Source organism: Streptomyces coacervatus, from assembly GCF_029223485.1.
GTDB classification, from domain to species: domain Bacteria; phylum Actinomycetota; class Actinomycetes; order Streptomycetales; family Streptomycetaceae; genus Streptomyces; species Streptomyces coacervatus.
The window spans coordinates 64,527-89,533 of record NZ_JARHTP010000012.1; the positions used below are offsets into that span (position 1 = coordinate 64,527).

General features: G+C 67.3%; 16 protein-coding genes. 4 read left to right on the plus strand and 12 right to left on the minus strand.

The genetic code is table 11. The annotated features are described in order from the left end of the window. Positions 1-81: 81 nt before the first annotated feature. Together P2Q00_RS28275 and P2Q00_RS28280 are read right to left on the minus strand one after the other, a co-directional pair. On the minus strand, positions 82-783 hold the full coding sequence (locus P2Q00_RS28275; RefSeq protein WP_275775756.1) for a 2'-5' RNA ligase family protein: 702 nt from the start codon (positions 781-783) through the stop codon (positions 82-84). Next, complete coding sequence (locus P2Q00_RS28280; RefSeq protein ID WP_275775757.1) at positions 725-2,140, minus strand: helix-turn-helix domain-containing protein; 1,416 nt, start codon at positions 2,138-2,140, stop codon at positions 725-727. The genes P2Q00_RS28275 and P2Q00_RS28280 overlap by 59 nt, the downstream gene beginning before the upstream one ends. Before the next feature lie 427 nt (positions 2,141-2,567). Here P2Q00_RS28280 and P2Q00_RS28285 point away from each other — a divergent pair, with 427 nt between their 5' ends. Then, the gene (locus P2Q00_RS28285; RefSeq protein WP_275775759.1) at positions 2,568-3,455 is read left to right on the plus strand and encodes a phosphotransferase; all 888 of its coding nucleotides are present in this window, start codon (positions 2,568-2,570) and stop codon (positions 3,453-3,455) included. Between the two features lie 106 nt (positions 3,456-3,561). Next, positions 3,562-4,443 carry a phosphotransferase enzyme family protein gene (locus P2Q00_RS28290; RefSeq protein WP_275775761.1) on the plus strand — a complete coding sequence of 294 codons (882 nt, stop codon included), beginning with the start codon at positions 3,562-3,564 and terminating at the stop codon, positions 4,441-4,443. Positions 4,444-4,480: 37 nt separating this feature from the next. On the opposite strand, the gene P2Q00_RS28295 is transcribed toward P2Q00_RS28290, so the two are convergent. The 4 genes from P2Q00_RS28295 to P2Q00_RS28310 form a co-directional block, all read right to left on the minus strand. Then, positions 4,481-5,353, minus strand: a complete 873-nt coding sequence (locus P2Q00_RS28295) for an IS3 family transposase (RefSeq protein ID WP_275775763.1) — start codon at positions 5,351-5,353, stop codon at positions 4,481-4,483. 94 nt (positions 5,354-5,447) lie between these two features. After that, entirely contained in the window at positions 5,448-6,773 is a 1,326-nt protein-coding gene (locus P2Q00_RS28300) for an IS110 family RNA-guided transposase (protein ID WP_275775765.1), read from the minus strand. A 231-nt stretch (positions 6,774-7,004) separates the two neighbouring features. After that, positions 7,005-8,069, minus strand: a complete 1,065-nt coding sequence (locus tag P2Q00_RS28305; protein WP_275775767.1) for an IS110 family RNA-guided transposase — start codon at positions 8,067-8,069, stop codon at positions 7,005-7,007. Positions 8,070-8,285: 216 nt separating this feature from the next. Then, on the minus strand, positions 8,286-8,648 hold the full coding sequence (locus P2Q00_RS28310) for a transposase (RefSeq protein ID WP_275775769.1): 363 nt from the start codon (positions 8,646-8,648) through the stop codon (positions 8,286-8,288). 364 nt (positions 8,649-9,012) lie between these two features. On the opposite strand from P2Q00_RS28310, the gene fxlM reads away from it, so the two are divergent. Beyond that, positions 9,013-11,349: a methyltransferase, FxLD system gene (fxlM, locus tag P2Q00_RS28315; protein WP_275775770.1), complete on the plus strand. Its 2,337-nt coding sequence runs from the start codon at positions 9,013-9,015 to the stop codon at positions 11,347-11,349. A gap of 94 nt (positions 11,350-11,443) precedes the next feature. Beyond that, entirely contained in the window at positions 11,444-11,989 is a 546-nt protein-coding gene (locus P2Q00_RS28320) for an IS1096 element passenger TnpR family protein (protein ID WP_275775772.1), read from the plus strand. A gap of 571 nt (positions 11,990-12,560) precedes the next feature. On the opposite strand, the gene P2Q00_RS28325 is transcribed toward P2Q00_RS28320, so the two are convergent. From P2Q00_RS28325 to P2Q00_RS28345, 6 genes are all read right to left on the minus strand, one after another. Continuing rightward, positions 12,561-13,025: a hypothetical protein gene (locus P2Q00_RS28325; protein WP_275775774.1), complete on the minus strand. Its 465-nt coding sequence runs from the start codon at positions 13,023-13,025 to the stop codon at positions 12,561-12,563. A gap of 37 nt (positions 13,026-13,062) precedes the next feature. Continuing rightward, positions 13,063-13,614, minus strand: coding sequence for a hypothetical protein (locus tag P2Q00_RS28330; protein WP_275775776.1), 552 nt, complete (start codon positions 13,612-13,614; stop codon positions 13,063-13,065). A 44-nt stretch (positions 13,615-13,658) separates the two neighbouring features. Then, entirely contained in the window at positions 13,659-14,156 is a 498-nt protein-coding gene (locus P2Q00_RS28335) for a hypothetical protein (protein WP_275775778.1), read from the minus strand. Beyond that, the gene (locus P2Q00_RS28340) at positions 14,156-23,644 is read right to left on the minus strand and encodes a LamG-like jellyroll fold domain-containing protein (protein WP_275775779.1); all 9,489 of its coding nucleotides are present in this window, start codon (positions 23,642-23,644) and stop codon (positions 14,156-14,158) included. Before P2Q00_RS28340 ends, P2Q00_RS28335 begins: the two co-directional genes overlap by 1 nt. A gap of 242 nt (positions 23,645-23,886) precedes the next feature. Beyond that, positions 23,887-24,519, minus strand: coding sequence for an RICIN domain-containing protein (locus tag P2Q00_RS50970; RefSeq protein ID WP_369293689.1), 633 nt, complete (start codon positions 24,517-24,519; stop codon positions 23,887-23,889). Positions 24,520-24,671: 152 nt separating this feature from the next. After that, positions 24,672-24,890 carry a hypothetical protein gene (locus P2Q00_RS28345; protein ID WP_275775780.1) on the minus strand — a complete coding sequence of 73 codons (219 nt, stop codon included), beginning with the start codon at positions 24,888-24,890 and terminating at the stop codon, positions 24,672-24,674. Positions 24,891-25,007: the final 117 nt, after the last annotated feature.

Consider the following 25,007-nt stretch of genomic DNA (forward strand, 5'->3'; position numbering starts at 1 on the left):
GCCGCCCACGACCAGCATGAGAACCCTGAGGGCCGCTCACGCAGCCCTTTGACCTGGGTTTTCAAGTTGACGGAGGCTCACTCACCGCAATTCCACTGAGTGGATGACCTGCCAGCGGTAGGCCCGGTCTTCACGACGCAGCTCGACTAGCCGAACCCGCCGCACTGGCGCATCCACCGCATCGAGCTTCCGGAGGGGCCGTATAGCGTCGCGCACGATTTCGGCGGACATAGGGCGGTTGCAGTAGGCGATGCCCAGGTGAGGGCGAAGAACTGATGTCGGCTTGCGCGGCGGAATCCCCGACTCAGCGCCGGCCACGGATAGTGCCGCATGCAGTTGGATGACGGGAGCCCAAGGGGCGACGCTATAGCGGATCGCGCCGCGGGATGCCGTCAGCGGCACCGCCCGGAGGGTAAACCGCTCTGGCCTGCGTTCATGTGCCTTTGCGGCCAAGCGGTCCAGATACCCGAAGTCGATCTCGTCGATGCGGCCGATGCGCCCCAGGGTCAGGTGCAGGCCGTCAGGTTCAATGTCGTCGAAGGCGAGGTGGCGCAACTCCTTCTGGCATTGACCTGCGTGGTTGATGAGTGGGGTCGCGTCGGGGAAGGTGAGCATCCAGTAGTAGGCGCGGGTGGAGGACGTCCAGCCGGGCCGTTCCCAGTGGTCTTTCATCTCCTCGACTGCGTCGAAGGCAGCCCAGTCGTGCTCGGCGATCAGCGTCGCGTCAGTGGTGCTGGGTGGAGGGCTGGGAGGAAATGCGCCCGGGTCGGCTGTGAGCTGCATCCGCTGGCCCTCTCGTCTGCTCCGTCGGGCGTGTCATTTTGGCAGACTTCGCCAGGTCCCTCGTTTGCGGGGCGGCCTGCCAGGAGCGCAGGGCGTCGCCGTACTCCCGCACGGCCGGCAGATCCTGCCAACTTCTCGCACCAGCGTGGAGCTCACCGGCGCGTTGGACCACGGAGCGGATGGGTGGGCCGCCACCGGCTTCGAGGACCTGGCGGCCGAGAACCATGGCGTGCTCGACGTCCGGGCGTGGGCCGGCCAGGAGAGCGGTGGCGACGTCGAGACGGACCAGGGCCTGGCTCCAGGCGGAGTCGGACTGCTCGACGAGTTCGTCGATCGCATCGGCGTAGGCGAGAACCCGTGGGGCGTTGGCGAGGGAGACATGGACGGTCGCGGCGTTGGCCAGGGTGCGGGCCATGCCGTACGGCTTGAAGGAGATGCACGAGGTCAGCCCAACAGGGACCAGATGGCGACTGCTCAGTTCCTCAGCCGCGGCAATCGCGCGTTCCGCGCCGGAGCGGTCGCCGAGCTTTCCCAGGGCCCGCGCGCGTCCATTCGATTCGAGTCGGATGGCTTGCGGGTGGTCAGGGTCGATCTCGAGGCCCGCGTCTGCCCAACGGACAGCTTGGTCATAGTGGCCTGCGTAGTAGGCGTTGAGTGATCGCGTACCTTGGATCCACATGATCAGCTCAAGGTCTGCGATCCCCTTCGCCAGTTCCTCTGCTTCCTTGCAGTACGCCTCCGCTACGGCTTCGCGGCCGGCATTGACGGCCATGTAGCCGAGAAGTCCTGAGGCTTGAGCTGCCAGCCGGAACAGGGATTCGCGCTGGCGAGGTGGCTGCCGACCGTCCAGTCGGCCCTGGATGAAGTTTCGTAGATCGACAGCTTCGGGAGCGAGGCGGTGCGGTCCTTCGGTCTCATAGCGGTCGACGAGGTCCGTCACGCCTTGTTCCAGGACCGCGACGGTTGCCGGATCGGTGTTGGACGACGTGGTGGCGTTCAGCCTCTTCGCGATGTCGAGAGGGCTTTCCCACCCCGGAGTAGGTAACAGAGTCGGCTGTGTGCCGGAAGTCTGGGGCCGATTCTGAGCAGCGGATCCCGGGACAGGAATCGGCGCCACATGCGGCGGGACACCGAGTCGCTCAAGGACGGGGATGATCTTGTCGATGTTGAGCAGCCGCCGTGTCCCGGATTCGAGCGTGGACAGGAATGACTGACTCAGGCCAGTGATCACTGACATGTCTTCCTGGCGGAGCGACGCAGCCTGGCGGATCAGGCGGAATGCTGTGCCGAAGTCCCAGTCGGCCAGAGCCGCCGTAACCGCGGGGTTCTGCCACACGTGTTCCGGCAAGCTCGGCAACGCCGCGCGCTCATTGCCCGCGGCTCGGGTACACGCGGCGCATCGCGGGTCAGTGTTGTACCGGCTCAGGGGGATACCGCACCGGGTGCACCGACGATCGTCCTCGTGTGCCACTGCCGCCTCCCAACAGGGCCGAGATCCTGGCAAGGGATCTTCATCGGGCGCAATCACCTCAGTGATATCACCGGGCTGATGTGCCAACGCGGGCTTTCCGTCAGACCCTTGGCTCCCCGCCAACAAGAACGCGCAACCATCGGACCACTCACAACGTGCGGGTGATCGTCCCTCCAAGAGATCGCCCCAGCCGCATTGTCAGTGGCGGCTGGCAAGCTGCACACCCACAGAACAACACCCTGCACAACCAAGCGATCACACAGGGTGTCGCAGGTTGCTTTCGCGAGCGGGAGGATGCCCCACAGTGACCGACATGCCCGAAACGGTCCACCGCTTGGTGACGTCACTGACCAGCGACTTCCGCATCGTCGCCGACCATTCATCGGCCGGCGAAGGACGGCCTGCCGTGCGGGAGGTCGAGGGTTCCGACGGCCGCCGGTGGTTCGCCAAACACAACCCCGGGCCCAAGCTGTATCGGCGTGAAGTAGACGCCTACCAGCGAGGGTGGGCCGCAGCACTCGGGAGGGACCGGGCCCCTCTCCTGGCCGCCTTCGACGGCGAGGCGCGCACCATCGTAACGACCGCCGTCCCCGGCCGCACCGTACGCAGCCTCCGCCTGGACTCGAAGGAGGAGCAGGAGGTGTACCGCCAAGCCGGCCTGCTCCTGGCTCGGCTGAACACGGCGGAGGCCGACGCCCCCAGATCGGGGGCATGTGCGATGAGCTGGGACGAGTCCGTGGAGAAGATGCTCGTCGGCGCCTCCCTGTACCTGACGACGAACGACATCGCGATGCTCCGCGCGATCACCAAGGACGCCCCACCAGTGCTGCCTCGTCTGGTGTCACATGGCGACTTCATGCCCCGGAACTGGCTGTGGGACGGGACCGAACGGCGTCTGCGGATCATCGACTTCGAGCGGACCTGTGTTGAGTCCGCTATGTGCCGCGACTTCCCGCGTCTTGTCTACCGCATCCTGCGTGCCCGACCCGATCTGGAAGCGGCGTTCGAAGCGGGATACGGGCGCACTCTCACCGCCGATGAGCGCCAGGCATTGTCCACGTACGCCGCGCTCGATGCGGTGAGCGCCCTGCGCTGGGGCATCGAGCATCGCGATATCGAATCCATCGACGAAGCCCACACCATGCTGCGGCATCTCCACGCCGAGTACAGCGTCCGCTCCCGGAGGGACACGAGCGGATGAGCGAAGTTGCCAACGCAGCTGACTGCCGCTGGCAGTTCAAGGCCAGTACCTCCGACGCGATCGCCACTGCTCGTTGCCCCTACTCACGCGGAAGCCGGTGAGGAGCATGGACGACCCGGACTGGGATGAGGAACTGACGGCTGACGTGCTAGCAGAACGATACGGAGTGACCGCCGAGACGGTGGAGCGTGTGTCGATGGACACGGACACCATCACCCGGCGGGTCGTGACATCCGATGGTCACAGGTTGTCCGTGAAGGAGTACCTATCGACTGCTGACTTGGATGCGGCCAGGTCAGCGTGGGACATGTCTGAGTTCTGCCGGGCGGCTGATCTTCCCGTGCCGCGTGCCTGGCCCGGCCGCGACGGCGATCTGGTTGTCTTGGCCGAAGGGAGCGCCTGGGCCGTGGTCGACGAGTCTCCTGGCCGGGTGGCCACCTCCGCGATGAGCGTGGCGCGCGCCGAACACATCGGCATGGTGCTTGGGCGCATGCATCGGGTTCTCGCTGCGTATCCCCTGCCGAGACGCGTGCAGCCGTCTCGATGGCGGACACAGTCCGTTCAGGACGCTGTGACCAAGTGCAGCAGGGTGTTGTCCTTGGCCAGGCGGCAAGGACATGGCGATCTGGCGCAGTTGCATGACCAACTGGATCAGCGCCGTCAGGACCTGCGGAGCCACGTCGGCAGGCTCCAAGCCGGGCTGCCGGAAGATCTGGTCGAGCAGGCGCTGCACGCGGACTTCACCCGACCCAACATGCTCGTGCTCACCGATGTGGTCACGGGCATCGTCGGCTTCCGTGGTGCGAAGGCTTTTCCAGTTTGGGAGTTGGGGCGCGCGGCGCTCGACCCTCGCACAGTCGCCACCAGTGACCTGTGGCCTGCCTGCGCGACAGCGATGGTGTCCGCGTATCGCTCGGAGAACCCCACCCTCCGCCTGGCCGATGTCCTGGCCTGTTTTCGGGTCGCTCTGCTCTACCTGCTGTTCTGAGCTTGTTCCGCTTTGACGGACACCATCGGTGTGGTGGTCAGGCTGCGAGTGCGGTCTCGTATTCGGCGGGACTGCGGTAGCCGAGGCTGCTGTGCAGTCGGTGCAAGTTGTACCAGCCTTCGACGAAATCGAAGATCGCGGTTCGCGCGGCGGCCCGGCTGGGCCAGGCGGCGGTGTCGAGCACCTCCCGTTTGATGGTCGCGAAGAACGACTCGGCAAGCGCGTTGTCCCAGCACTGCCCGGTGCGGCCGACGGACAAGCGGACGCCGAACTCCGTTGCCAGGGCGGCGAATTGCTGACTGGTGTACTGACAGCCGCGATCCGAGTGAAAGATCACTGGCTGGGTGGGCCGACGCTGTCGGCAGGCCGCCGTGAGGGCGTCGGCGACCAGATCGGTTCGCAGGTGATCGGCCGTCGCCCAGCCAATCACCCGGCGGGAGGCCATGTCGATGACGGTGGCCAGATAGAGCCAGCCCTCCTCCGTCGGGACATAGGTGATGTCGCCGCACCAGCGAGTGTCGACGCCGACTGGGTCGGGATCGAACTGCCGCATGATGAGGTCGGGCCGGGCGGCGGCGCGGGGGTCGGGGACAGTGGTCAAGTGCCGTCGTCTGCGGTGACGGCCCTCCAGGCCCGCCGCCCGCATCAGTCTGGCGATGCGGCGGCGTCCGCAGACCGCGCCCTCGCGTTTCAGCACGGCGTGGATGCGTGGAGCGCCGTAGGTGCCGCGCGACTTAGCGTGGGCCTCGGTGATCTGCCCGGTCAGCTCCGCGTCACGGATCGCCCGCGGGCCGGGCTTGGCGGTGCGGCGGGCATAGAAGGCGGTGCGGGAGACCTTGAGCAGTTCACACGCGCGCTTGACGTTGTGACCGTCTCGCTTCTCCGCCTCGATGAACGGGTGCACCGTCACCGGGTCTCCTTGATGCTGATCGGAAAATCGAGGTTCGGGAGGGCAGGCGGCAGCATCCGGGCCGCTTGCGGACCGGATGACGGGGTGGGGTCGGTCAGGCGGCTGCTGGTTCGAGGGTGACCTGGTGGCCGAGGGCCTGGAGCTGGCGGACGAGGTCGCGGGTCTTGCGGGCGGGGTTGAGGTGGCGCTGGTGCCAGTCGGAGCCGAGTTCCTGGTAGGAGGCGTCCGGGGCGTTGATCAGGTGCCAGGAGATGACGAGTATCGAGCGGGCGACGGCGACCAGAGCTTTGGCGTGGCCGCGGCGTTTGACGATGCGCCGGTAGCGGGCGCCGAGGAAGGTGTCGGTGCGGGCAGCGGCGCTGGCGGCCTCGCCGAGGGCGCCCTTGAGCCAGGGGTTGCCCTGTCCGGCCGGACCGGACGTGTTCTTCGTTCCGGACTGGATCGTGCGGGGGCACAACTTGGCCCAGGACACCAGGTGTTCGGGGGTCGGGAAGCAGCTCATGTCCGCGCCGATCTCGGCGAGGATGATCTGCGCGGTGGCCGGGCCGATGCCGGGGACGGCGTCCAGCTTCTCGGCCAAGGCTCCGGCGCTCACGCCGCCTGCGGACGGTTCTAATCCCGAGCCGTCGTGCGGGGTGGTGATGTCTTCCAGCGTGTGGGCGATGAGCCGGTCGAGTTCCTGGATCTGTGCGGTGAGATGGTCGATGGTGCCGAGCAGCACCCGTAGCAGCCGTGCGTGGTGCCCCTCGAACTGGCCGGTCAGAGCCTCGATGAGGGCGGGCTTCTTCTTGACCAGGTTGCCCTTGGCCAGATCGGCGAGAGTGCGCGGGTTGCGTTCGCCGGCGACCAGCGCGTCGAGCATGGCCCGTCCGGACATGCCGAACAGGTCCGAGACGACGTCGGACAGTTTGATCTGCGCGTCCTGCAGGGCCTTGTCGACGCGGTGCTTGTGCCGGGTGCGTTCCTGGACGAACACGGTGCGGGTGCGAGTGAAGTCCCGCAGCTGCCTCACCGGCTTCGGTGGGACGAAGGAGGCACGGACCATGCCGCGTTCGGCGAGCTTGGCCAGCCAGACCGCGTCCAGCTTGTCGGTCTTGGGCCGGCCGGGGACGTTCTTCACGTCGCGTGCGTTGACGAGCCAGCAGTCCAGGCCGCGGGCCTCTAGCAGGTAGAAGAACGGGCGCCAGTACGAGCCCGTGGCTTCCATGACCACCCGCTCGACGCCCTGGCAGACCAGCCGGTCACCGAGTTCGAGGATCGTGTTCGTAGTCGAGGCGACCGTCCAGACCTTCTGAACGCGACGGCCCTCGATAGTGTCGTGTGGGACGCGCAGGCAGACCATCCCGGATGCCTTGCCGATGTCGATCGCCGCGACCCTGGCGACCGTTCCGTCGTCGTGGTCTTCTCGCAACTCCTCCATGACGTACCCCCTGTTGCAGTGGCGCAGGCAGGGCTGCCCGGGAAGCCAAAGGGGTAACGGAGAAGCTGATCGGCGTGCTCAAGGCGACAGTGTGCGGCCCCCTCGGACGGCTCCCTCACCAGACTCCTATGCGGGCTCACAGCCCAAACATCAAGCGGCGTCGGCGGACAGCCCCTGTACCGATTTTCACGCCTGCGGGGCGTCACCGCAGGTGAACGGTCGACTCCTATGTCAAGCAGCCAGGCCCATGGGCGTCTCTGGTAGTGGGTTGCAGGGTTCGCCGAGGTCGGTTTGGTCGGCGAGCAAGGCTCGGTAGACACGGTCGGAGATGCGGCGCCGCAGCAGTCGCAGGGCCTCCGTCTTGGTCTTGCCGGCGGTGAGTTGTTTGGCGAAGTAGGTGGCGCCTTCGCCGTCGCCTCGCACCTGGGTTACGGCGATCATGTGGAGAGCATGGTTGACGGTGCGGTTGCCGCCTCGGTTGAGCCGAACGCGGACCTTGTTGCCTGACCAGACGGGGATCGGGGCTGTGCCGTTGAACCGGGCGAAGGCGGCCTTGGAGACGAACCGAGTGGCGTCGGCGGCCTCGCCGATGATGACCGCGGCACCCAGAACGCCGCAGCCGTGGATCGCCAGCAGATGTGGTGCTCGGGCGGTGACCAAACGACGGATCTTGCTCTCCAGCGCGTTGATGCGTTCCGAGAGACGGCGGCAGTCCGCGACCAGTTCGGCAGCGATGGCCGCGAGCGTCCCGTGATGCTGGATCAAGGCTTGGGCCAGGTGGTCCAGGATGCACAGGCGGCGCAGGCCGCGGGAGGCGACGGCCAGCTCCGGGTCTAGCTCGTGCAGGAACCAGCGCAGCTTGTTGCCGATTGCGGTGCGCTGGGCCACAAGCGTGCGCCGATGGTCGACCAACAGCTTGATGTCCCGACTCGGACCGTCCAGGCATGCCTTGGGCAGGTCGGGCTCGCGCAGAGCGACCCGGGCCACCGCCTCGGCATCGATCGGGTCGGATTTTCCGCGCTCCCGAGCCGAGCGTCGTGCGCCGGCCATCAGCCGGGTGTGCACCCGCACCACCGCGTGCCCACTGTTGAGCAGGTCGGCCTCGAACCGGCGGGTCAAGTGGCGACAGTCCTCGACTGCTATCAGCACCGGACCGAAGCCGTGCAGCCAGGCCAGTGCCTTGAGATGGCCAGCAGGTCTGGCGGCCACGGTCAGTTCCGCCAGCCGCTTTCCCAGCGGGTCGACCGCCACCAGCGTGTGCGTGTTCTTGTGTCCGTCTATCCCGACGACAATCAACGTGCCTCCCTGCGACGATGCCGGATGCTCAGGCGATCGTCCGGCGCCGGGGGCACGCCTCAATCGGGCCAGCGGCACGCTCCTATCAAGCCACACCGCACCGGACGGCCTGCGACCGGCGGGCGGCACATCGCCGACAAGCCACCGCCGTACGGGGCAGCGAAGAAACGAGCCAGCCCGCCGGTCGACAGGATCCTGCCACCGGAGAGCGGCACATCAAGGACCAACCACCAAAGGCGGCTTGGGCCCGTGTCCACCCGCCGATCGCCAACAGCCTGACATTGACGCGAAGAAAGCCGTGGCCCGCTTGAGGATGTCGACGTCCTCGCGCAGTCGGCGGTTCTCCCGCCGCAGCGCGGCCAATTCCTCGCGTTCGCTGCTGGTCAGGCCGTCGCGTTCGCCCGTGCCGACCTCGGCCTGGCTGACCCACAGCCGCACCGCCGTCTCGGTCAGGTCGAAGTCCCTGGCGATCTGACCGACCGAGCGGTCACCGCGCCGGCACAGCTCGACGATCTCGGCCTTGAACTCCGGCGTGAACGAACGGCGAGGCCGAGGCTTCTTCTTCCCCATGCTCTCCATGATGGACATCCTCCCGGGGCAGAACCCCTGATCTCGGATGTCCGTCAAAGCGGATCAAGCCCAGTTCAGCTTCTACGGCGCGACCACCGGAGAGTACGACCTGCCCCAAGAGGCAGCGGCCGACCTAAAGCGGCACTGGCAAGACCGGCAGACCACGATCCGTCGTCTCCTCAATAACTTCGACGACCTCGAGGACGTGCTGAACACCTCGGCTCCCCGTCCCGGGGACCGCCGATGACCGCAGATTCCACACGCTGATGGGCACCGCCCATCAGGACGACACCAGAACCGTCGTGTCCTCCGCTCGCAGCGACACCTTTATGTGACCAGCCATCTTCCCCCGACACGGCAAGGAGACCTCACGGTGGGATACACCACGCCCGAGGAATGGGACACGCACTACACCGACGGCAAGACCTTCCGCCAGCTCGGCGACGGAGAGCGCCGACTGCTCGCTGAGCACGCCCCGCCCCCCGACAGCGGAGTTGCCCTGGACGTCGGATGCGGTGACGGCGAACTCGCCCGCCACCTCGCGGACAGCGGCTACCAGGTGGACGCCATCGACTACGCACCCGCCGCCGTCAACCTCGCCCACGAAGCCAGCGACGGCACCAGAGACATCACCTACCGGGTGTTCGACATCGAACGGGACTGCCTGAGCGACCTGCCCCATCCCACCTACGACCTGATCACCTTCCGGCTCAGCTTCGCCTTCATCCGCGACCGCACGCGCGTGATGAACCGGCTACGCGAGCGGCTGCGCCCCGACGACACCGTCTGTGTGATCACTCCGTTCGCCACCGCTGTGCCGGACAGCAAACGCAGCATCGCACTCGACGAGGAGGAGATCGGGCTGCTGTGCGCGGGCTGGACGGTCGCCGAACGTCACGACGCGGACGGGCTCGCCTTCATTGTTCTGCGCGCTCCTGCCTCCGCCCAGGTCACCTGCGTAGGGAAGAAGCGGCCTTCCCCACACGCCCTGACCGGCGCCGGCGTCGTCGTCACTGACCCCGTGGGGCGGGTCCTGCTGGGCTGGTCGGCGCGGCGCAAGGTCTGGGAGTTGCCCGGCGGAAAAGACGACGCTGACGAGGACTTCGTCGACGCGGCCATGCGGGAACTTACGGAAGAGACCGGGCTGAAGGCCGACCCCGCAAGCGCGCGGCTACTGGCCCTGTTGATGGACTCCCCCCACGGCATCCAGCGCATGACGGCCGCCGTCCGCGTCACCAGCTACACCGGCGAACCAGCCGTCACCGAGCCCGACTTGATCCGCCGCTGGGAGTGGCACGAGGCCGCGGACCTGCCCAGTCTCGCCCAGCCGCTGTTCACCCCGAGCGCGCACGTCATCGACACCATCTGGCCCGGCCTACTCACCGGACTGCCACCCGTCCACCGCTACCCGATCACCCCCACCGCCGTATCCGAGCCTGTCCAACAGGCAGCGGAGGCAGCCCAGTTGCGGCAGGCGATGGCCGAGCGGCTGATCGAGGACGGCTGGATGGACGCGGGCAGCGCGATCGAGGCCTCCGTCCGGCGCGTCCCACGCCACCGCTTCCTGCCCGGCGTCGCCCTGAAGGACGCCTACGACCCGATGCAGGCGCCCGTCACCAAGCGCACCCCAGGCGGGGCTGCCACCAGTAGCGTTTCAGCGCCGTGGCTGCAGGCCGTCATGCTCCGCGACGCCGCCCTCCGCCCCGGCGACACCATGATCGAGGTCGGCTCCGGCGGCTACAACGCCGCCCTCGCCAAGGAGCTTGTCGGCCCGCACGGCACCGTGATGAGCATCGACATCGACCCCTTCGTCACCGACCGCGCCCGCCGCCACCTCGACGACACCGGCTACGACCGAGTCCGCGTGCACCTCGGCGACGGCGAACAGGCCCCGGCTCACCTCGCGGCGCCCGGGAGCGTGGACGCCCTCATCGTCACCGTCAAGGCCCGCGACATCCCGCCCGCCTGGATCGATTGCCTCGCCGAGGGCGGCCGCCTCGTCGTACCGCTGCGCATCCACGGCTACACCTGGTCCATCCCCTTCACCAAACGCCGCGGCGTCCTGGTTGCGGACAGCTACACGGTCTGTGGGTTCGTCCCTCTCCAGGGCCCCGGCTATCGCGAGGACCACGCCACCCTGCTCCGTGGTGGCGAGGTCACCGTACGCTTCGCCGATGGCACCCCTGCCGACACCAGCCGCCTCGAAGCTGCCCTCGACATGCCCCGCTCCGAACGCTGGACAGGGGTCACCATCGAGGGCAACGTGCCGTTCGACATGCTCATGTTGTGGCTGGCGACCCACTTCGACAGCGGGTTCGCCCGCCTCGCCGTCGACGCCGACCTCGACACCGGCATCCTCCATCGCCCTGGAGGCTGGGATGCCGCCACCCTCATCTGCGACGACTCACTCGCCCGCCTCCTGACCCGCGCACTCCCCGCCGACGAATCCGGCACAAAGCTCTGGGAGTTCGGCATCCACGCCCACGGCCCGCACGCGGACGAACTCGCCGACACCATGGCCGACCTCGTCGTCACCTGGGACCGCGACGCCCGCAACACCAGCCCGCAACTGACGGTGTACCCCGCCGGAAGCGCGGACCCAGGCCAAGGGCCGCTCACCATCGCGAAACGACACGCTCGCCTCGTTTTCGCCTGGGAGGCGCCTGGCCTCTCTCCCGCCGCGCCCACGTCCCACCGGGACTCCATCTGATTCCCCACGTACGAACACATACATACCCCACCAGCCAGTCACGCTCAGTAGCCTATTCGGTGGTCCGGATACCTGTCCGTGAGGAGTAGCCGTTGTGGCACGCACCTGGCTGTCTATCCGTGTGGAGCTCGTATCCGGGGGTGGCACGGACATCTGGCCGCGTCCCGGACGGATCTTCGCGGCCTCACGCTCCCATTCCTTCGCTCAGCTTGCCGAAGCCGTCGACGCTGCGTTCGGGAGGTGGGACCTGTCGCACCTGCACCTGTTCACTCTGGCTGACGGAACCGGAGTCAGCCCGTTGGACTGGTGGGGAGACGAGGTCCCTGATGACACCGTGGATGGCCGCGCCACCAAGCTCAGCAGATTGGAGACCGGCGAGCAGTTCGCCTACGTCTTCGACATGGGAGACGCCTGGGCGCATCTGTGCACCGTGGGCGAGAAACGCATCGACCCTTTGGAGGCTCTCGGCGACACCCCGAGCCGCCCGGCTCCTTACTGGGGTTGGGGCGCGCTTCCCGATCAGTACGGCCGCCGCTGGGATGGTGACGACGGCGAGTCTCCACAACCCAGGCGGCTTGCAGGAAATTTGAGCGACCTGCCTCCGATCCTGCCCTGGTGGGGCGATCAGCGCGCTCGCTGATCGCCGCGCACTTGCATCGGATCGGTCGCCGGGGGGTCAACCGGGCACAACCAGGCTGCCGAAGCGCGTGGCGGAATTGGGCACAAGAGGGAACGGGCAAGGCTGGTCGGTGGATCCGAAGTCACCGTACGGAGCGATAGCCCGCCGCGGGTCATGCATGAGGGGAGGGATCGGCGACGTCCCGGACGGCAATGGGATCGGCGTATTGATGATTCGCGAACTCGATGCCGCTGGCGGTGAGGATCCCGGCCAGGGCGCCCTCCATCGCAGCGTTGGCTTCCGAAAGAAAGATGAAAGCTCCCTATCCGCATGTAGTTTCCAGGCATTTCAGGCTGTGCACATTAGTGAAGAATGCCAGCGAAGCCTATTGAAACGGTCAGGGCACATCAACATCAAATGCCCACTCAGGGCTCGGCAAGCCAGAACTCAACGAAGTACAGCCACGCCCTAGTTGCGCCAAGGAGGTGGCAGGAGGGCACTCGGTCCCGGTTTCAGACCAGACGCCCTTGGGCGAGGGCGCGGAAGCCCCTCAGATGGGGCTGCGCGAGCAGGTGGACCGGGCCGGCGCCGCTCACCGGCTCACTACGCGGGCCAGGACCGACGCGCTCACCGCGTCCGGGCTCAGATGCGTAGTGCCGGTCACCGGTCGATCGGCGACGACCACGAAGCGGACGTTCGGGATGTGTCCGTCGACCAGACGGGACGCCACGGCGGAGCGTGCCGCGGTGCCGGTCGTGACGATCGTGGAGCAGCGCAACTGAACGAGGGTATTGACGTAGGCGGCGGCGTGCGCCGACGTCGGTAGGCGGTAACGCTGCACGACGGTGTTCGTGTCGCGCGTCCTGGCCACCTCCTGAATCGCCGCCCAGGTGCCTGTTGTGTCCGTGTCTGTGGACGTCAGAAGACAGGCTCGGGTGGCAGTGTCAACGTGCGAGACCGGGGCGGGTGGCGTCGCCCCGTCGCTGGAGTCCGGGCGTAGGAGCAGCGCCACGACGCCGGTCACGGCCAGCAGCGCGGCGGCACCCGCGCCGAGCACGACCCACAGCCTCCTGCGAGACGGGTGTCGGGCTCGATCAGAAGCCTTCAAGTTCGCCGCCCTCCTCGTCGAGCCGACGCCGTTCTTCCTCGCGCCATGATGCGAACGTCGCCGGCAGCTCCAACTCGGCACCCAACGGCGGACGGATGTCGCTCTGGACCAGGCGGAGCAGGAACTCTGCCATTCCCATGTCGTATTCGTGCTCCCGACGGCGGTCCCTGGGCCGGAAAACCACCCGCCATTGGTCCGCCCCACCGGTGCACCGCCACAAGAAGTCGTCACCGGTTTCGTTCGACCCCCAGGTCAACGTCCCGTCCACCGGCGGCCACTCAGCGCCATAGAGCAGGTGGTCCCCATACGGATAGCCGTCGAAGGGGGGCGTAAGGATGCCGATCGAGTCGCTGATCCCACCCTGCCCGTACACCGCTACGAAGTCGCGGTAGTCAGCCGGGAGCTCCCATCCCGTCTCAGCGCGCAGCGCATCCCAGTCGACCGTGTCGCCGCCGTCCCTGGGTGGTTGCATGACGCGGCGAAGGTCTTCCACAGCCCAGTGCATGGTGTCCTCGTACCGATCCGATCCGTTCGTCATTACGCGGGAACGTCCCTGCCCGATAGGACATCGACACGTATCCTCTAGTCCACGAGTTCCAGTTCGTACGGTGCCGTCGGCCACTCGGGCATCCAGTCCGTCTCGATCTCGCCGGCCAGCATCCGAGGAAACCACTCGCCGAATTCCAGGTCGGTGTCGTACCAGTCGTGCCAGTTGCGGCGGAACGCCGACACGGTCCAACGACCTCCACCCCGGTCGACGAGAAACAACTGGTCGCCCTCGATGGTGTTTCCCCACAGGAGCGCGCCCCCCGGTGACGGAAGCACCCGGTGCGGCACGGTCCTCGACTCCTCCATGGCCGCCGCCATCAGGTCGGCGTACTGCCGAAGACTGCGCCCTCCGCACAGGAGCAGGTACTCGCAGATGACGACGTCGCCGTAACGGCTCGCGATTTCCACGAAATCACTGGGGAATCGCACACCCCAGTCCGCCGCTACCTCATCCAGTTCCTTTGTGCTGTCCGGACGCATCGGCCGGCCCAGCAACTGAACCAGATCGGCACCGCTCTTCGGTTGAGTCATTACCACATTCCTTGCTGACAGTAGCTGCCTGCGGCCGTCGCATTGTTCTTGATCACACATTCCTCTTGCACGGAACCCGAGGTGAAGTACTGGACCGCAGTCGGAACCGTCGACTTCTTGTTCCCGTAGATCGGGTATGCCTCGACGTAGACGCTGCCGCCGCCCTTGATGGCCTCGACCACCGGGTCCTCGGCATGGTCGTACATCCACTGATTGGCCCTCTGGTACATGGGAACGAAATTCCTGGTGTCCGTGTTCGATCCGCCCATCGCGAAGCCTATGAGATGCGCCCGGGAGCGGTTCAGCGCGGGCAGTGAGTTCAGCCCCGGCAGGGCGAAACCGAGCTTCGGGCGCGGTGGTGGCGTGTAGTTGGCCTGGGTGAGCTGGGCGAACGCGCCGGTGGCCACGCACTCGCCGGCCTGCTTGTGGCGCGGCAGGTAGACGATCCCTGGGTTGGTGAAACCGGCTCCGGTGTTGCAGGAGTCCTTCTTCTTCCCCTGGTCATCGTCGTCTCCGGAGCAGCCCCCGGTGACTACGCAGACGGCGGCCGTGGTGAGCCCGGCTGCGACGGCCGAGGCCGCGTTGCGAACTGAGTTGCCGATGTTGATGCGGACGGTCGGAGGTTCGGCTGCAGTGGAGATCGAGTGGATGGTCAGGTGTGCCTTGCCGATGGACGCGGTGATCTTGATGGCGTGTGCGCGGATCGCCGCGCGGCGGGCGGCCTCGGCCGCTGCTGCCGCCGCCGCTGCCCTGGCGGCCGCAGCGGCCGCCTCCGCAGGGCTGACTCCGCCACCACCGCAGTAGTAACAGGTGCTGCCGGAACCGCCGCCGCTGGAGGTGGTCCTGCTGTAGCGGGTCTGGCAGGCCATCGACCAGTAGTCGACGCACTCGCCGGACGCGGTGTGGGCGGAGCTGGTATAGGTGGCGCCGGACTCGTGGGTCAGTGGGTGGGAGTCCTGGAAGTACTCGTACCCCGCGGCGCCCAAACCGATCACCGCTATGCCACCGGCAGTGGCCCAGCCGACCGGGTTCCAGTCGTCTGCGAGGTTCACCCCTTCAGCCCCGAACATGCCTTCCAACGCAGACCAGGCAGCGCCGGCGTCGTGACCCGTCACATCGATCAGCAGCAGCGGGTCGCCGTTGGCGTAGGTGTAGGGGTTGGCATTGGCGGAGTCGCCGACGGGGCTGTTGTTCTGGGTGTCGGCCGAGTTGAAGCCGCCCGTGCTCGGGCTGTACCAGCGGGCGTGCATGTTGACGTTGCCTGTGGCCGGGTCGGTGTACTCGCTCTGGTAGCCGGCGCTGCCGGTCAGGGTGGACGCGGTGGTGGTGCCCCAGGGGTCGTAGCTGGCGGAGCCGGTCAGTGTGGTGCCGGTCGCGGTGAATTGGCCGATGACGTCGGTGTGCAGGTCGGTCCAGGCCAGGGTGGTGCCGGTCGCCGAGGACTCGCCGGTGAGGGCGCCCGATGGGTCGCGGCTGTAGGTGCTCGTGCCGTCGGAGGCGACCGTGTTGTCGGTGCCGGAGTAGGCGAGCGTGGTCGAACCGGCGGTGATCGCACGGCCCAGCGCGTCGTACGTGTACGCCGTTGCACCGGCCGTGACTTGCTGACCGTAGGCGTCGAAGGTGTACGCCGTGGAGCCCTTGGCGGACAAGGTGCCGCGGGCGGTGTAGCTGTAGTTGAGCGTGCCGTCGGAGGTCAGCTGGTCACGGGCGTTGTAGGTGTACGTCGTGGAGCCCGCGGTCAGGCGGTTGCCGTCGGCGTCGTAGGTGTAGCCGGTGGTCGTGGAGCCCGAGGTCCAGGACGTGAGGCGGTTCGCGTAGTCGTAGGCATACGAGTTCGCCGAGGCGCCCTGTACGCCGGTCGTGGTCTTGGTGGTGAGGTTGTCGTTCTTGTCCCAGTCGTAGGCGACCTTGGCCACCGTGGTGCCGGAGGCTGTGGTCAGGGTGTCGGAGGTCAGGCGGTGGAGCGTGTCGTAGCCGTAGTTGCGCACGTCGCCCGCCGAGCCGTATGTGGCCGACTTGGGCTGGGAGAGGGAGTTGTACTGGTAGGTGAGGGTGGTGCCGGTGGATGCGTCGGTGTCGGTGTTGAGGCGGCCGTCGGTGTCGTAGGTGTACGTGTTCGTGCCCGAGGCGTCCGTGCGGGTCGCCGGGGATTCGTCGGCGTTGTAGGTGAAGGACGAGCTGCCCGCCTGGCCGGAGGTGGTGAGGATGTCGCCGAGGGCGTTGGTGTCGTAGTACTCCGAGGTGTTGCCGACCGCGGAGGCGACCAGGTGGCCGTTCAGGGAGTACGTGAAGTGGCGGTCGGCGGTGGTGGCGTCGGCGCCGGTGCCGGTCTGTGCGGTCAGGTCGTCGAGGGCGTCGTAGGTGTTGGTGAGGGTGACGCCGCCGGGGTCGGTCTGGGTGACGAGGCGTCCGCGTTCGTCGTAGGTGTAGGTGGTGGTGCGGTCGGCGTCGCTGGTGTAGCCGGTGACGGCCGGGACTTCCTTGCTCGCGGGCAGGCCGAGGGAGTTGTACGTGGCGTACGTGGTGTCGCCGTTGCCGTCGGTGTAGGAGGTCTCGTGTCCGGCGGCGTCGTAGCCGTACCTGGTGACGATGGAGGCGCTGTCGGTGACCGGCTCGGTCTGCTTGGTCAGGTCGCCCAGGGCGTCGTACTCGTAGCTGGTGGTGTGCTGGCGGGCGTCGGTGACGGTCTTCAGCTCGCCGTCGTCGCTGTAGGTCGCCGATGTCGAGGACAGCACGGTTCCGCCGGAGTCCAGGTTCGCGGTGGCGGTCTTGCGGCCGGCCGCGTCGTAGGTGGCCGTCTGTGCGGTCTGGTCCGGCAGGGCGGTCTTGATGACGTCGTCGCGCAGGTCGTAGCTGTAGGTGGTGGTGTCGCCGGTGGTGTCGGCGGTGGTGTGGGGGCGGCCCAGTACGTCGTAGGTGTACTTCGCGGTGACGCCGCTGACCGAGGTGGTGCTCGCGACCTGGCCGGCGGTGTTGTAGGCGGTGTCGGTCTCCTGCTTCGTCTGCGCGCTCGTGGAGGTGTAGACGTACGCCCAGGTGCTGCTGTCGCGGCCCAGGTCGTCGAAGGTGTGGTGGGTGACGGCGCCGTAGGGCGAGGTCTCGGTCAGGCGGTTGCCGGCGAGGTCGTAGGCGTAGGTGATGGTGCCGCGGGTGTCGGTGCCGGAGATGCTGATCGCCGGGTTGGTCTGCTGGACCAGGTCGCCCAACTGGTCGTAGGCGTAGTCGGTTTTGCTCTTGGCGTCGGTCTCGGTCAGGACGTCGCCGGATGCGTCGTAGGTCCAGGCGGTGGTGGCGGATGTGCCGTTGTACGACGGGAGGGTGGTGCCGGTTTTGCGGCCGTCGCGGTCGTAGGCGGTGGCCGTGATGTGGCCGTTGGCGTCCTCGGCCGCGGTGCGGTCACCGAAGGTGTCGTAGCCGTTGAATGTGGTGGGGTAGAGGGTGGCGGTCGCGCCGGTGCCGGGTGTGGTCGTGGTGATCGCGGGGCTCGTGGTCGTGGTCGGCCGGCCGGCCTCGTCGTTGGCATAGGCAGTGACGTTGTTCTGCGCGTCGGTCGAGGTGACCTTCAGGCCACGTTCGTCATAGGTGGCCTTCGTGGTGAGGGTGAGGGAGCTGGAGACGTACTGGGCGGCGGACAGCGTGTCGCCGGCCGCGTCGTAGGTGTACGTCCACTTCTGTGCCGGGTCGCCCGCCGCGTCGGTCTGCGTCGAGGTCAGCGGCCGGGAGTCGTCGTCGAAGGTGTACGCAGTGGTCCGGGCCAGGGTGTTCGGGTCCACGCTGGTCGCCGTGGTGCGGTCGGCGGCATCGACCGTGTACGACGTGCTGAGGGTTCCGTTCGCGGTGGTCTTCGCGGTGAGGTTGCCCGCGTCGTCGTAGGAGTCCTGCTCGTCGACATAGGCCGTGTCCGAGGAGCCGGTCCGCGTGATCTGCTTGGTCAGCCCGTTGTCGTAGTAGCCGTACGTGGTGGTGACGCCGATGCCGTCAGTGATCGTGTACAGGCGGCCGCCCGCGTCGTAGGCCCGCTGCTCCAGTAGCTTGGCGGCGGCCGTCTGCGAAGTGGCCGAGGAACCGGTGTAGTTGGTGAGCGTCGTCGTCAGCAGATTGCCGTTGGCGTTGTGGGTGAAGGCATACACCTGGCCGTCGGCGTCGGTTTCGCCCTGCTTGTTGCCGTAGGCGTCGTAAGTGAAGCCGGTGCTGTGCTGCTCGGCGTCGGTGACGGTCTTCGGTTCGCCGAAGTCGTTGTAGACGGTGCTCGTGGCGCGGGCGGTGTCGCCGCCGGTGGTGTCGGAGACAGTGGTGGTGAGGGTGTTGCCGTCCGCGTCGTACGTCTTGGTCGTCAGGGCCGTGTGGACGACGGCCTGGTTGACGGCGTTCGTCGTGCCGGGGTCGAGTTCGGTGAGGACGCGGCCCAGCGGGTCGTAGGTGTAGCGGGTGACCAGGCCAGCCGGATAGGTGTCGGAGATCTCGGTCTTCGTCAGGACGCGGCCGAGCGCGTCGTAGGTGTAGCGGGTGACCAGGCCGAGTGGTGAGGTCTCCTGGGCGAGGTCACCGTTCGGGTGGTAGACGTACGACGTCACCGCGCCGCCCGGTGTCGTCGTGGAGGCCAGCAGGCCGGCCGGGGCGTAGATGCCGGAGGCCCAACTGGGCGTGTTGGAGCTGGTGTACGTCTTCTTCGTCGTCAGGCCCGCGCTGTGGCCGGTGACCGCCGGGGCCGTCTTGGTGAGCGGATTGCCGTTGGTGTCATAGGTGTTGACGGTCTGGTACGTCGTATCCGACGAGCTGGAGGAGCGGCCGTCCGAGGAGGTCAGCAGCTGGTCGTTGCGCGGGTCCGTATCGGAGTTGGCGTTGAGGTAGTACGTGAAGTACGACGTCGAGCACTTCGAGGCGGACTGGTCCTGGCAGGTCGTGCGGGAGACCACGTCGCCGCGGGAGTTGTGGCCGGTGGTGGTCACGTTCCCGTTGCCGTCGGTGGTGGTGTGAAGGAAGCCGGAGGTGTCGTAGCCATAGGAGGTGGTGGCTCCGGTGCCGTCCGTGTCGGTCAGCATCCGGCCACCGTTGGACAGGTCATAGGTGCTGGTCAGGGTGTTGTTGCCGGGGTCGGTGACGGCGACGGACTCGGTGGCGACGGTGCCCGTGGACTGCTTGTAAGCGTTCCACTGCGTGGCGACCTGAGCAGACGTCAGATTGTGGTCGTAGAAGGCGGCTTCCGCGATCGAACCCTTGAAGTGGCTGACGTTTCCAGGCGAGTCGATCCAGCCCTTGGCGAAGCCCGCGCCGATGTAGGTGATGCTGTTGGACTGGTCGGCCGGGGTGCCGGAGAAGGTGTCCTGCTTGGTGCCGTCAAGGAACAGCGCCTGACTGTCGACGTCGCAGCTGAGCACCGCGTAGTGCCACGCGTTGTCGGTGACCGTGCCGGTGGAGCCGAAGTCGGCGCTGCCCGAGCCGCTCACACTCCACCAGTGGCCGTGCAGCTTGCCGTCGGATCCGACGTACAAGACCGGGGTCCAGGTGCCGGAGGCGTCAGTGGCCCCGTCGATCGCGGTGGACTGGTCGCCGATCAGCACGCCGGAGGTAGTGGTCTTGAACCAGATGCCGATGCTTCGCTTGGTGTCGGTGTGCAGCAGGTCGGCCGGTACGGAGACGTACGAGCTCGTCCCGTCGAAGGAGGCTGCCGTGCTCGCGGTGCTGTCCTTGGCGCTGAACGGGCCGCTGACGCCGAGGGTGACGTTGTTGTAGGTGCCGTCGCCGCCGTTGACCTCGTCGGCCGCGTACGTGGCCGCGCCGCCGGTGTTGTCGTCGCCCAACTGCCAGTATCCGGCCGGGTCCGCGCCGAGCACAGTGCCCCGGTAGACCGCGCTGGAGCCGGCCACGCTCGGCGTGCCCAGCTTCCAGGTGCCGCCCTTCTCGTCGGTGACCTGCGTCAAACGGTCGGCGTCGGTGTCGTAGGCGACGGCCGCAGTGGTACGCCCGACGGGGCTGGACGCCTTGGTGAGCAGGGCCGCGCTCGCGGTGCCGTCGGCGTACAGGTCGTCGACCTGGGAGGCGGTGATCGGGTGACTGTAGAAGGAGACGTCGGAGATGGAGCCGGTGAAGTAGCTGACATCGCCGGGCGAGTCGAGCCAGGAGGTGGCGAAGCCGGCGCCGATGTAGGTGTAGGCGTTGTCCTGGTCGTCCGGGGTGCCGGAGAAGGTGTCCTGCTTGGTGCCGTCAAGGTAGAGGGTCTGGGTGCTGCCGTCCGAACTGAGCACGGCGTGGTGCCAGGTGCTGTCGGTGACGGTGCCGGTGGAGCCGAAGTCGGCGCTGCCCGAGCCGCTCACGCTCCACCAGTGGCCGTGCAGCTTGCCGTCCGAACCCACGTACAGGACCGGCGTCCAGGTACCGGTGGCCGTGGTGCCGGCGACCGCCTTGGACTGGTCGCCGATCAGGACGCCCTTCTTCGACGTCTTGAACCACAGGGACAGGGCGCGGGTGGTGCTGGCGTGCAGCAGCCCGGCGGGGACCTTCGCGTAACCGGTGCCGGCGAGGGTCAGAGCCTTCGCCGTCGAGCCGGTGAGCGGCCCGGTGGTGCTGCCCAGCGTAGCGTTCTTGTAACTGCCCGCGTCCGTCTGCTCGTTGGCCAGCACGGAGGAGGCCGCGGTGGTGCTGCCGGACGACTCGTCGAGGCGCCAGTAGCCGCTGGGGCCGGCATCCAGCGCCGCCGAGGAGTAGTTGGAGCCCGCGATGTAAGTGTAGGCGTAGCAGGACGTCGACGCCGTCGACGGACTGGTGGTGGACGGCGGGCACACGGCGGTGAGCTGGTCACCCGTGTAGCCATACGTCCACAGAGCTGCGGTGGAGGTGTCTCCGCTGGTAGCGGCATCGGTGGTGACCGTGTGGACGTGGTAGTGAGCGGCACCGGAAGGCTTGGACCAGGTGAAGTACAGGGTCCGGCCGGAGACATCGTTCTTGATGGTGCTCAGCCGGTACGAGGAGTCGTAGGTCAAGGTCTCGGTCAGCCCGGCGTGCGTCTTGATCTGCGACAGCAGCCACATGTTGGTGCCTCCCGCGGTACTGAAGGTGTACGTCGTGCCCGAGGTCTCGGTCAGCGAGTAGCCGGAGGACAGCGCCTTGAAGGTGCCGTAGGTGCCGGTGGGCGAGGTGTACCCGGAGGACGAATAGCCCCAGCGTTCCTGCTTGCCGCCGTCATCAGTGACCACCACGCTCTTGGAACCGTCGTCGTCCATCACGGCCCGCATGTCGGCCAGCGCCGACCAGCCAGCGCCGAAGGCCCCCGCGGTGCTGGTGTCCAGGGAGTTGTAGGAGCGGGTCACCTCCAGGGACGGGCCGACGGTGGAGACGGAGGCGTCGGTGGCCGAGGTGGTGTAGTTGCCGGCCTCCTCGTCGTAGCCGTGACCGCCGTTCTGCGCCAGCCGGGACGCGACCAGTGGCTGCGCCACCAGCGTCGACAGAGGCTGGCTGCTGCTGGTAGTGGTCGACCAGCCGTCGTACGCCGACACCGTCCAGTAGTACGACGTCGACCAGCCCAAGTCTCCTGACGGAACAGTCCACTTGGTGGAGGACTGCCAGCCGGAGGTATCGATCTGCTTGCCCGCCGAGGAGTACACCGCGAAGTCGTACTTCAGCGGAGAGGTGGGCCAGGAGTCGGGGTCGACGGCCTTGACCTGCAGCTGCGGGCGCAGGGAGGGGGAGGTGAAGTTCGCTTTGGGATAGGTGTGTTCGATGTCCGGGGCGGAGTTCTTGCTGTAGGTCACCGTGACGTACGGGGCGTGCGAGTCGACCTGGGAGGAGTCGAACTTCTTCCACTGAGATGAGCTGGTCCCCGAGGAGAACACCGACAGACCGTAGTTGCTGGTCTGGCCCAGGGCGATCTTCTGGAAGTAGTCCGTGTCCAGACTGGTGGTCTGCCACTGGCCGGTGCCGGTGGACACCGAGGTGTTCCCGCACACCGTGCCGGACACCGTGCCCGACCAGGTGCCTATGGAGGCGGCCGTCGCCGGCCGGTCCGACCAGGACTTCTGGCCGGTCACCCACCACTGCTGCGTGATCGGCATGACGTTGTACGACGTGGAGGAACTGCAGGTGTACGCCCACACGTCGAACAGATGCAGGTCGGCGGCGGTGATGTGGTAGCCGTCGGTGTCCGGCAGCCCGAGGAACTTCATGAACGCCTGGCCGATGTACGCGCCGCCATCCGGGGTACCGACGCGCATGATCGTGTCCGACGAGTAGTCGGCGGTATTCGGGTAGTACACATACGTCGTGAGGGTCTGGCCGGCGGTCGACACCGTCATCGTCGGGTCCACCGTCACCGGGAAGGCGATGTCGGAGCCGGCGAGCCAGGAGGGGTCCAGCGACATCTTCACGGCCGGGGCGCCGTCGACCTCGGTGACGCTGTACGTCATGCCCCAGTTGTCGTGGGACTCACCGGTGGCCGGATCAACGTAGGAGTCACGGGCGAACGGCTGGGGCAGCGTCGCGGCAACCGTACCGCTGCCGTCCACCAGCTCCACCGTGCCGTCGGACGCCGTGGTCAGCGTGACGCCCTTGAGGGACATCGGGAAGACCCAACTGGTCGGCGCGTTCGCCGACGTCAGCACGAGGGACTCCTTCACGCCGTCCGCGGTCGACGCGAGGACGAGGTTCGTGTCGGTCAGCACACCGTCGTACTCGACGCCGGAGCCGGAGGCCGTGCCGGTCACGGAGTTCGCGCCGGCCAGCGACCAGGACACCGACTCGGAGTCGGAGATCGTCAGGGTCGCCAGGTCGCCCTGGGCGGAGGCCCCGGAACTGACCGTGGGGCTGGGGGTGGCCGTCGGGTCGTCGGCGTAGTCGGCCTGGAGGGCGGAGCTCGTCGGCTTCCAGGCCAGGGCGGCGGGCACGACCGAGCCCGCGCCGCTCCCCCGCAGCGCGGACTGCCGTACGGAACCATCCGTCGCCGTGGAGGGCGCGAAGGACACACCGAGGGAGTTGGCCCTCTCGTGCCAGCGGCCGTCGGCACGCTTCGCGACGGTGGTGTCGATGGACTTCCAAGTCCCGGAGGAATCCCGGTAGTTGATCCTGGACTGCGACATCCTCCGGGTGAACGACCCGTCGGCGTTCTGGAAGTAGTCGAACTGGGCACCGGACCTCGCGGCCACACGCTTGCTCGTCTTCGCGTTGAAGCCCACGGATGCACTGCCGGAACGTTCCTTCTTGGCCTGAGTGCGCGGCGCCTTCCAGGCGGCCAGCTGCCCCTTGCCCTTGCCCGGCGCCTTCCCGGAAGGCTGTCCCTTGCCGGCTTTCGCGGTGCGCACGTCGTGCGCCGAGCCGGTCTTCGACCGCGGCCCCGAACCGTCCGAGCCCGACAGCCACTTCCACACCTGGTCCAGCCCGGCCCCCAGCGAGGCCGACGGACGCGTCGCCGCGTAGGCGGCCGCTCCGTCCTGAGCCCAGAAGGACAGCACCAACGGCACCACAGCCAGCCACACACGCCACCGCGACAGCGGACGCACCCCACCCACCGACCCTTACCAACGCACCGCACAGAAAAGGACCAGCCGATGCGTCACGTCGTCACCGCGATCACGCAGGCTGCGGCACCAAGTTGTAAGCGCGGCGTGAGGAAAGAGACAAGATCTCTTGTGAAGACCTATGGCGTCCCTTTACCAAGCCGCGGGAGAACCCACCGGCTCGCAGTCTTCCGTTCATTGTTCTGTCACTCCAGCACCATGTGGGCGACGGCCAACCGGGTGACCTACCGACGCCCCCACGTATCACTCGACGGCAAAGCGATCCGTGTCCCGTCGAGGCCGTATTCGATCGCGTCGGAGGGGCCCGATAGGCCGACCTCATGCCCCGCGCTGTCCGCCCTGCGGCTACCAGATGATCGCGTCGACGCCGAGGATGAGTTCCCGATCATGCTCGGACCAGAAATGAGGTCGCTGCCGAGCCATTCCCGGTGCCAGCTGACGTCCAAGGCGTTGGTGCACGGCTTCTGCACTGCCTTGCCCCTTTGAGTGGCGCCGCCCCCTTCGATGCCGAGGCAGAGGTTTGTCTTCCCGTTCATGAGGATGACGGTGGAGCCGAATGTGGTGAACCTCCACCACTGGTTCGGATACGCGGTGGTCTGCGTGTGGCAGTTCCACTGCACCAGTCTGGCGCCGGCGCCGACGCCGGACCCACCGTAGACGGCCAGGCACAGAGGGGCTTGCCGTTGAAGATCAGCTCCGGGTAGGAGGACGCCTGGGGCGAGATGTCGGAGGCGGCGCCGGCGCATCGGCCGCCTGGCCGGGTGGCAGATGCCAGCGATGCGCAGGCCGCCAGCGTGATGCCGACACCTATCGACCCGAGGGTCACGGGTTTCATGCCGTCCGTCCTTTCCTGACATTTGTGCTTGTTGATGACCGGCCAACAGCCTCCGATCGAGTGCAGTCGAGCACGGGGGAACGCCGGTCCGCAGAGCCACTGACCACTCCGGGACCGGTTGTGAACCATCTGCGGACCGGCCCGGCCTGAGTCTGAGAGGCCGTGCCTGTCTAGTTACTGGGTCATGCCGTGCGTCGAGATCGGCTTGCCCAGGAAGAGCCACCAAGCACCTGAATGGGCTTGTGAGAACTGAGGCTGTTCGGCGACTCGTGGAGGCAGCACCGCGGGGTGGCTGCCCAGGACCAGGTGGGCGTGCTTGTCGCCGAACCTGAGGTGCTCGGGCGTCAGGTGGAGAAGACGTTCGGTGGACGGACCGAACAGTAGGGTGATCACGCCAGCAGCCCGGAAGTCCGCAGGCAGGGCATCGTCGGTCGGGCAGCGTTGGAGGAGCAGCCATCGATCGTCCTCATCGAGCAGGTTCCGGGGGCTCCGCCTCGGGATGGAACGGTC

Excerpts from the sequence above, each read along its gene's own strand:
- P2Q00_RS28300 (WP_275775765.1), bottom strand. The coding sequence starts at position 6,773 with ATGGAGGAGTTGCGAGAAGACCACGACGACGGAACGGTCGCCAGGGTC.
- P2Q00_RS28290 (WP_275775761.1), top strand. The coding sequence starts at position 3,562 with ATGGACGACCCGGACTGGGATGAGGAACTGACGGCTGACGTGCTAGCA.
- P2Q00_RS28335 (WP_275775778.1), bottom strand. The coding sequence starts at position 14,156 with ATGACTCAACCGAAGAGCGGTGCCGATCTGGTTCAGTTGCTGGGCCGG.
- P2Q00_RS28310 (WP_275775769.1), bottom strand. The coding sequence starts at position 8,648 with ATGGAGAGCATGGGGAAGAAGAAGCCTCGGCCTCGCCGTTCGTTCACG.
- P2Q00_RS28285 (WP_275775759.1), top strand. The coding sequence starts at position 2,568 with ATGCCCGAAACGGTCCACCGCTTGGTGACGTCACTGACCAGCGACTTC.
- P2Q00_RS28275 (WP_275775756.1), bottom strand. The coding sequence starts at position 783 with ATGCAGCTCACAGCCGACCCGGGCGCATTTCCTCCCAGCCCTCCACCC.
- P2Q00_RS28330 (WP_275775776.1), bottom strand. The coding sequence starts at position 13,614 with ATGACGAACGGATCGGATCGGTACGAGGACACCATGCACTGGGCTGTG.
- P2Q00_RS50970 (WP_369293689.1), bottom strand. The coding sequence starts at position 24,519 with ATGTCAGGAAAGGACGGACGGCATGAAACCCGTGACCCTCGGGTCGAT.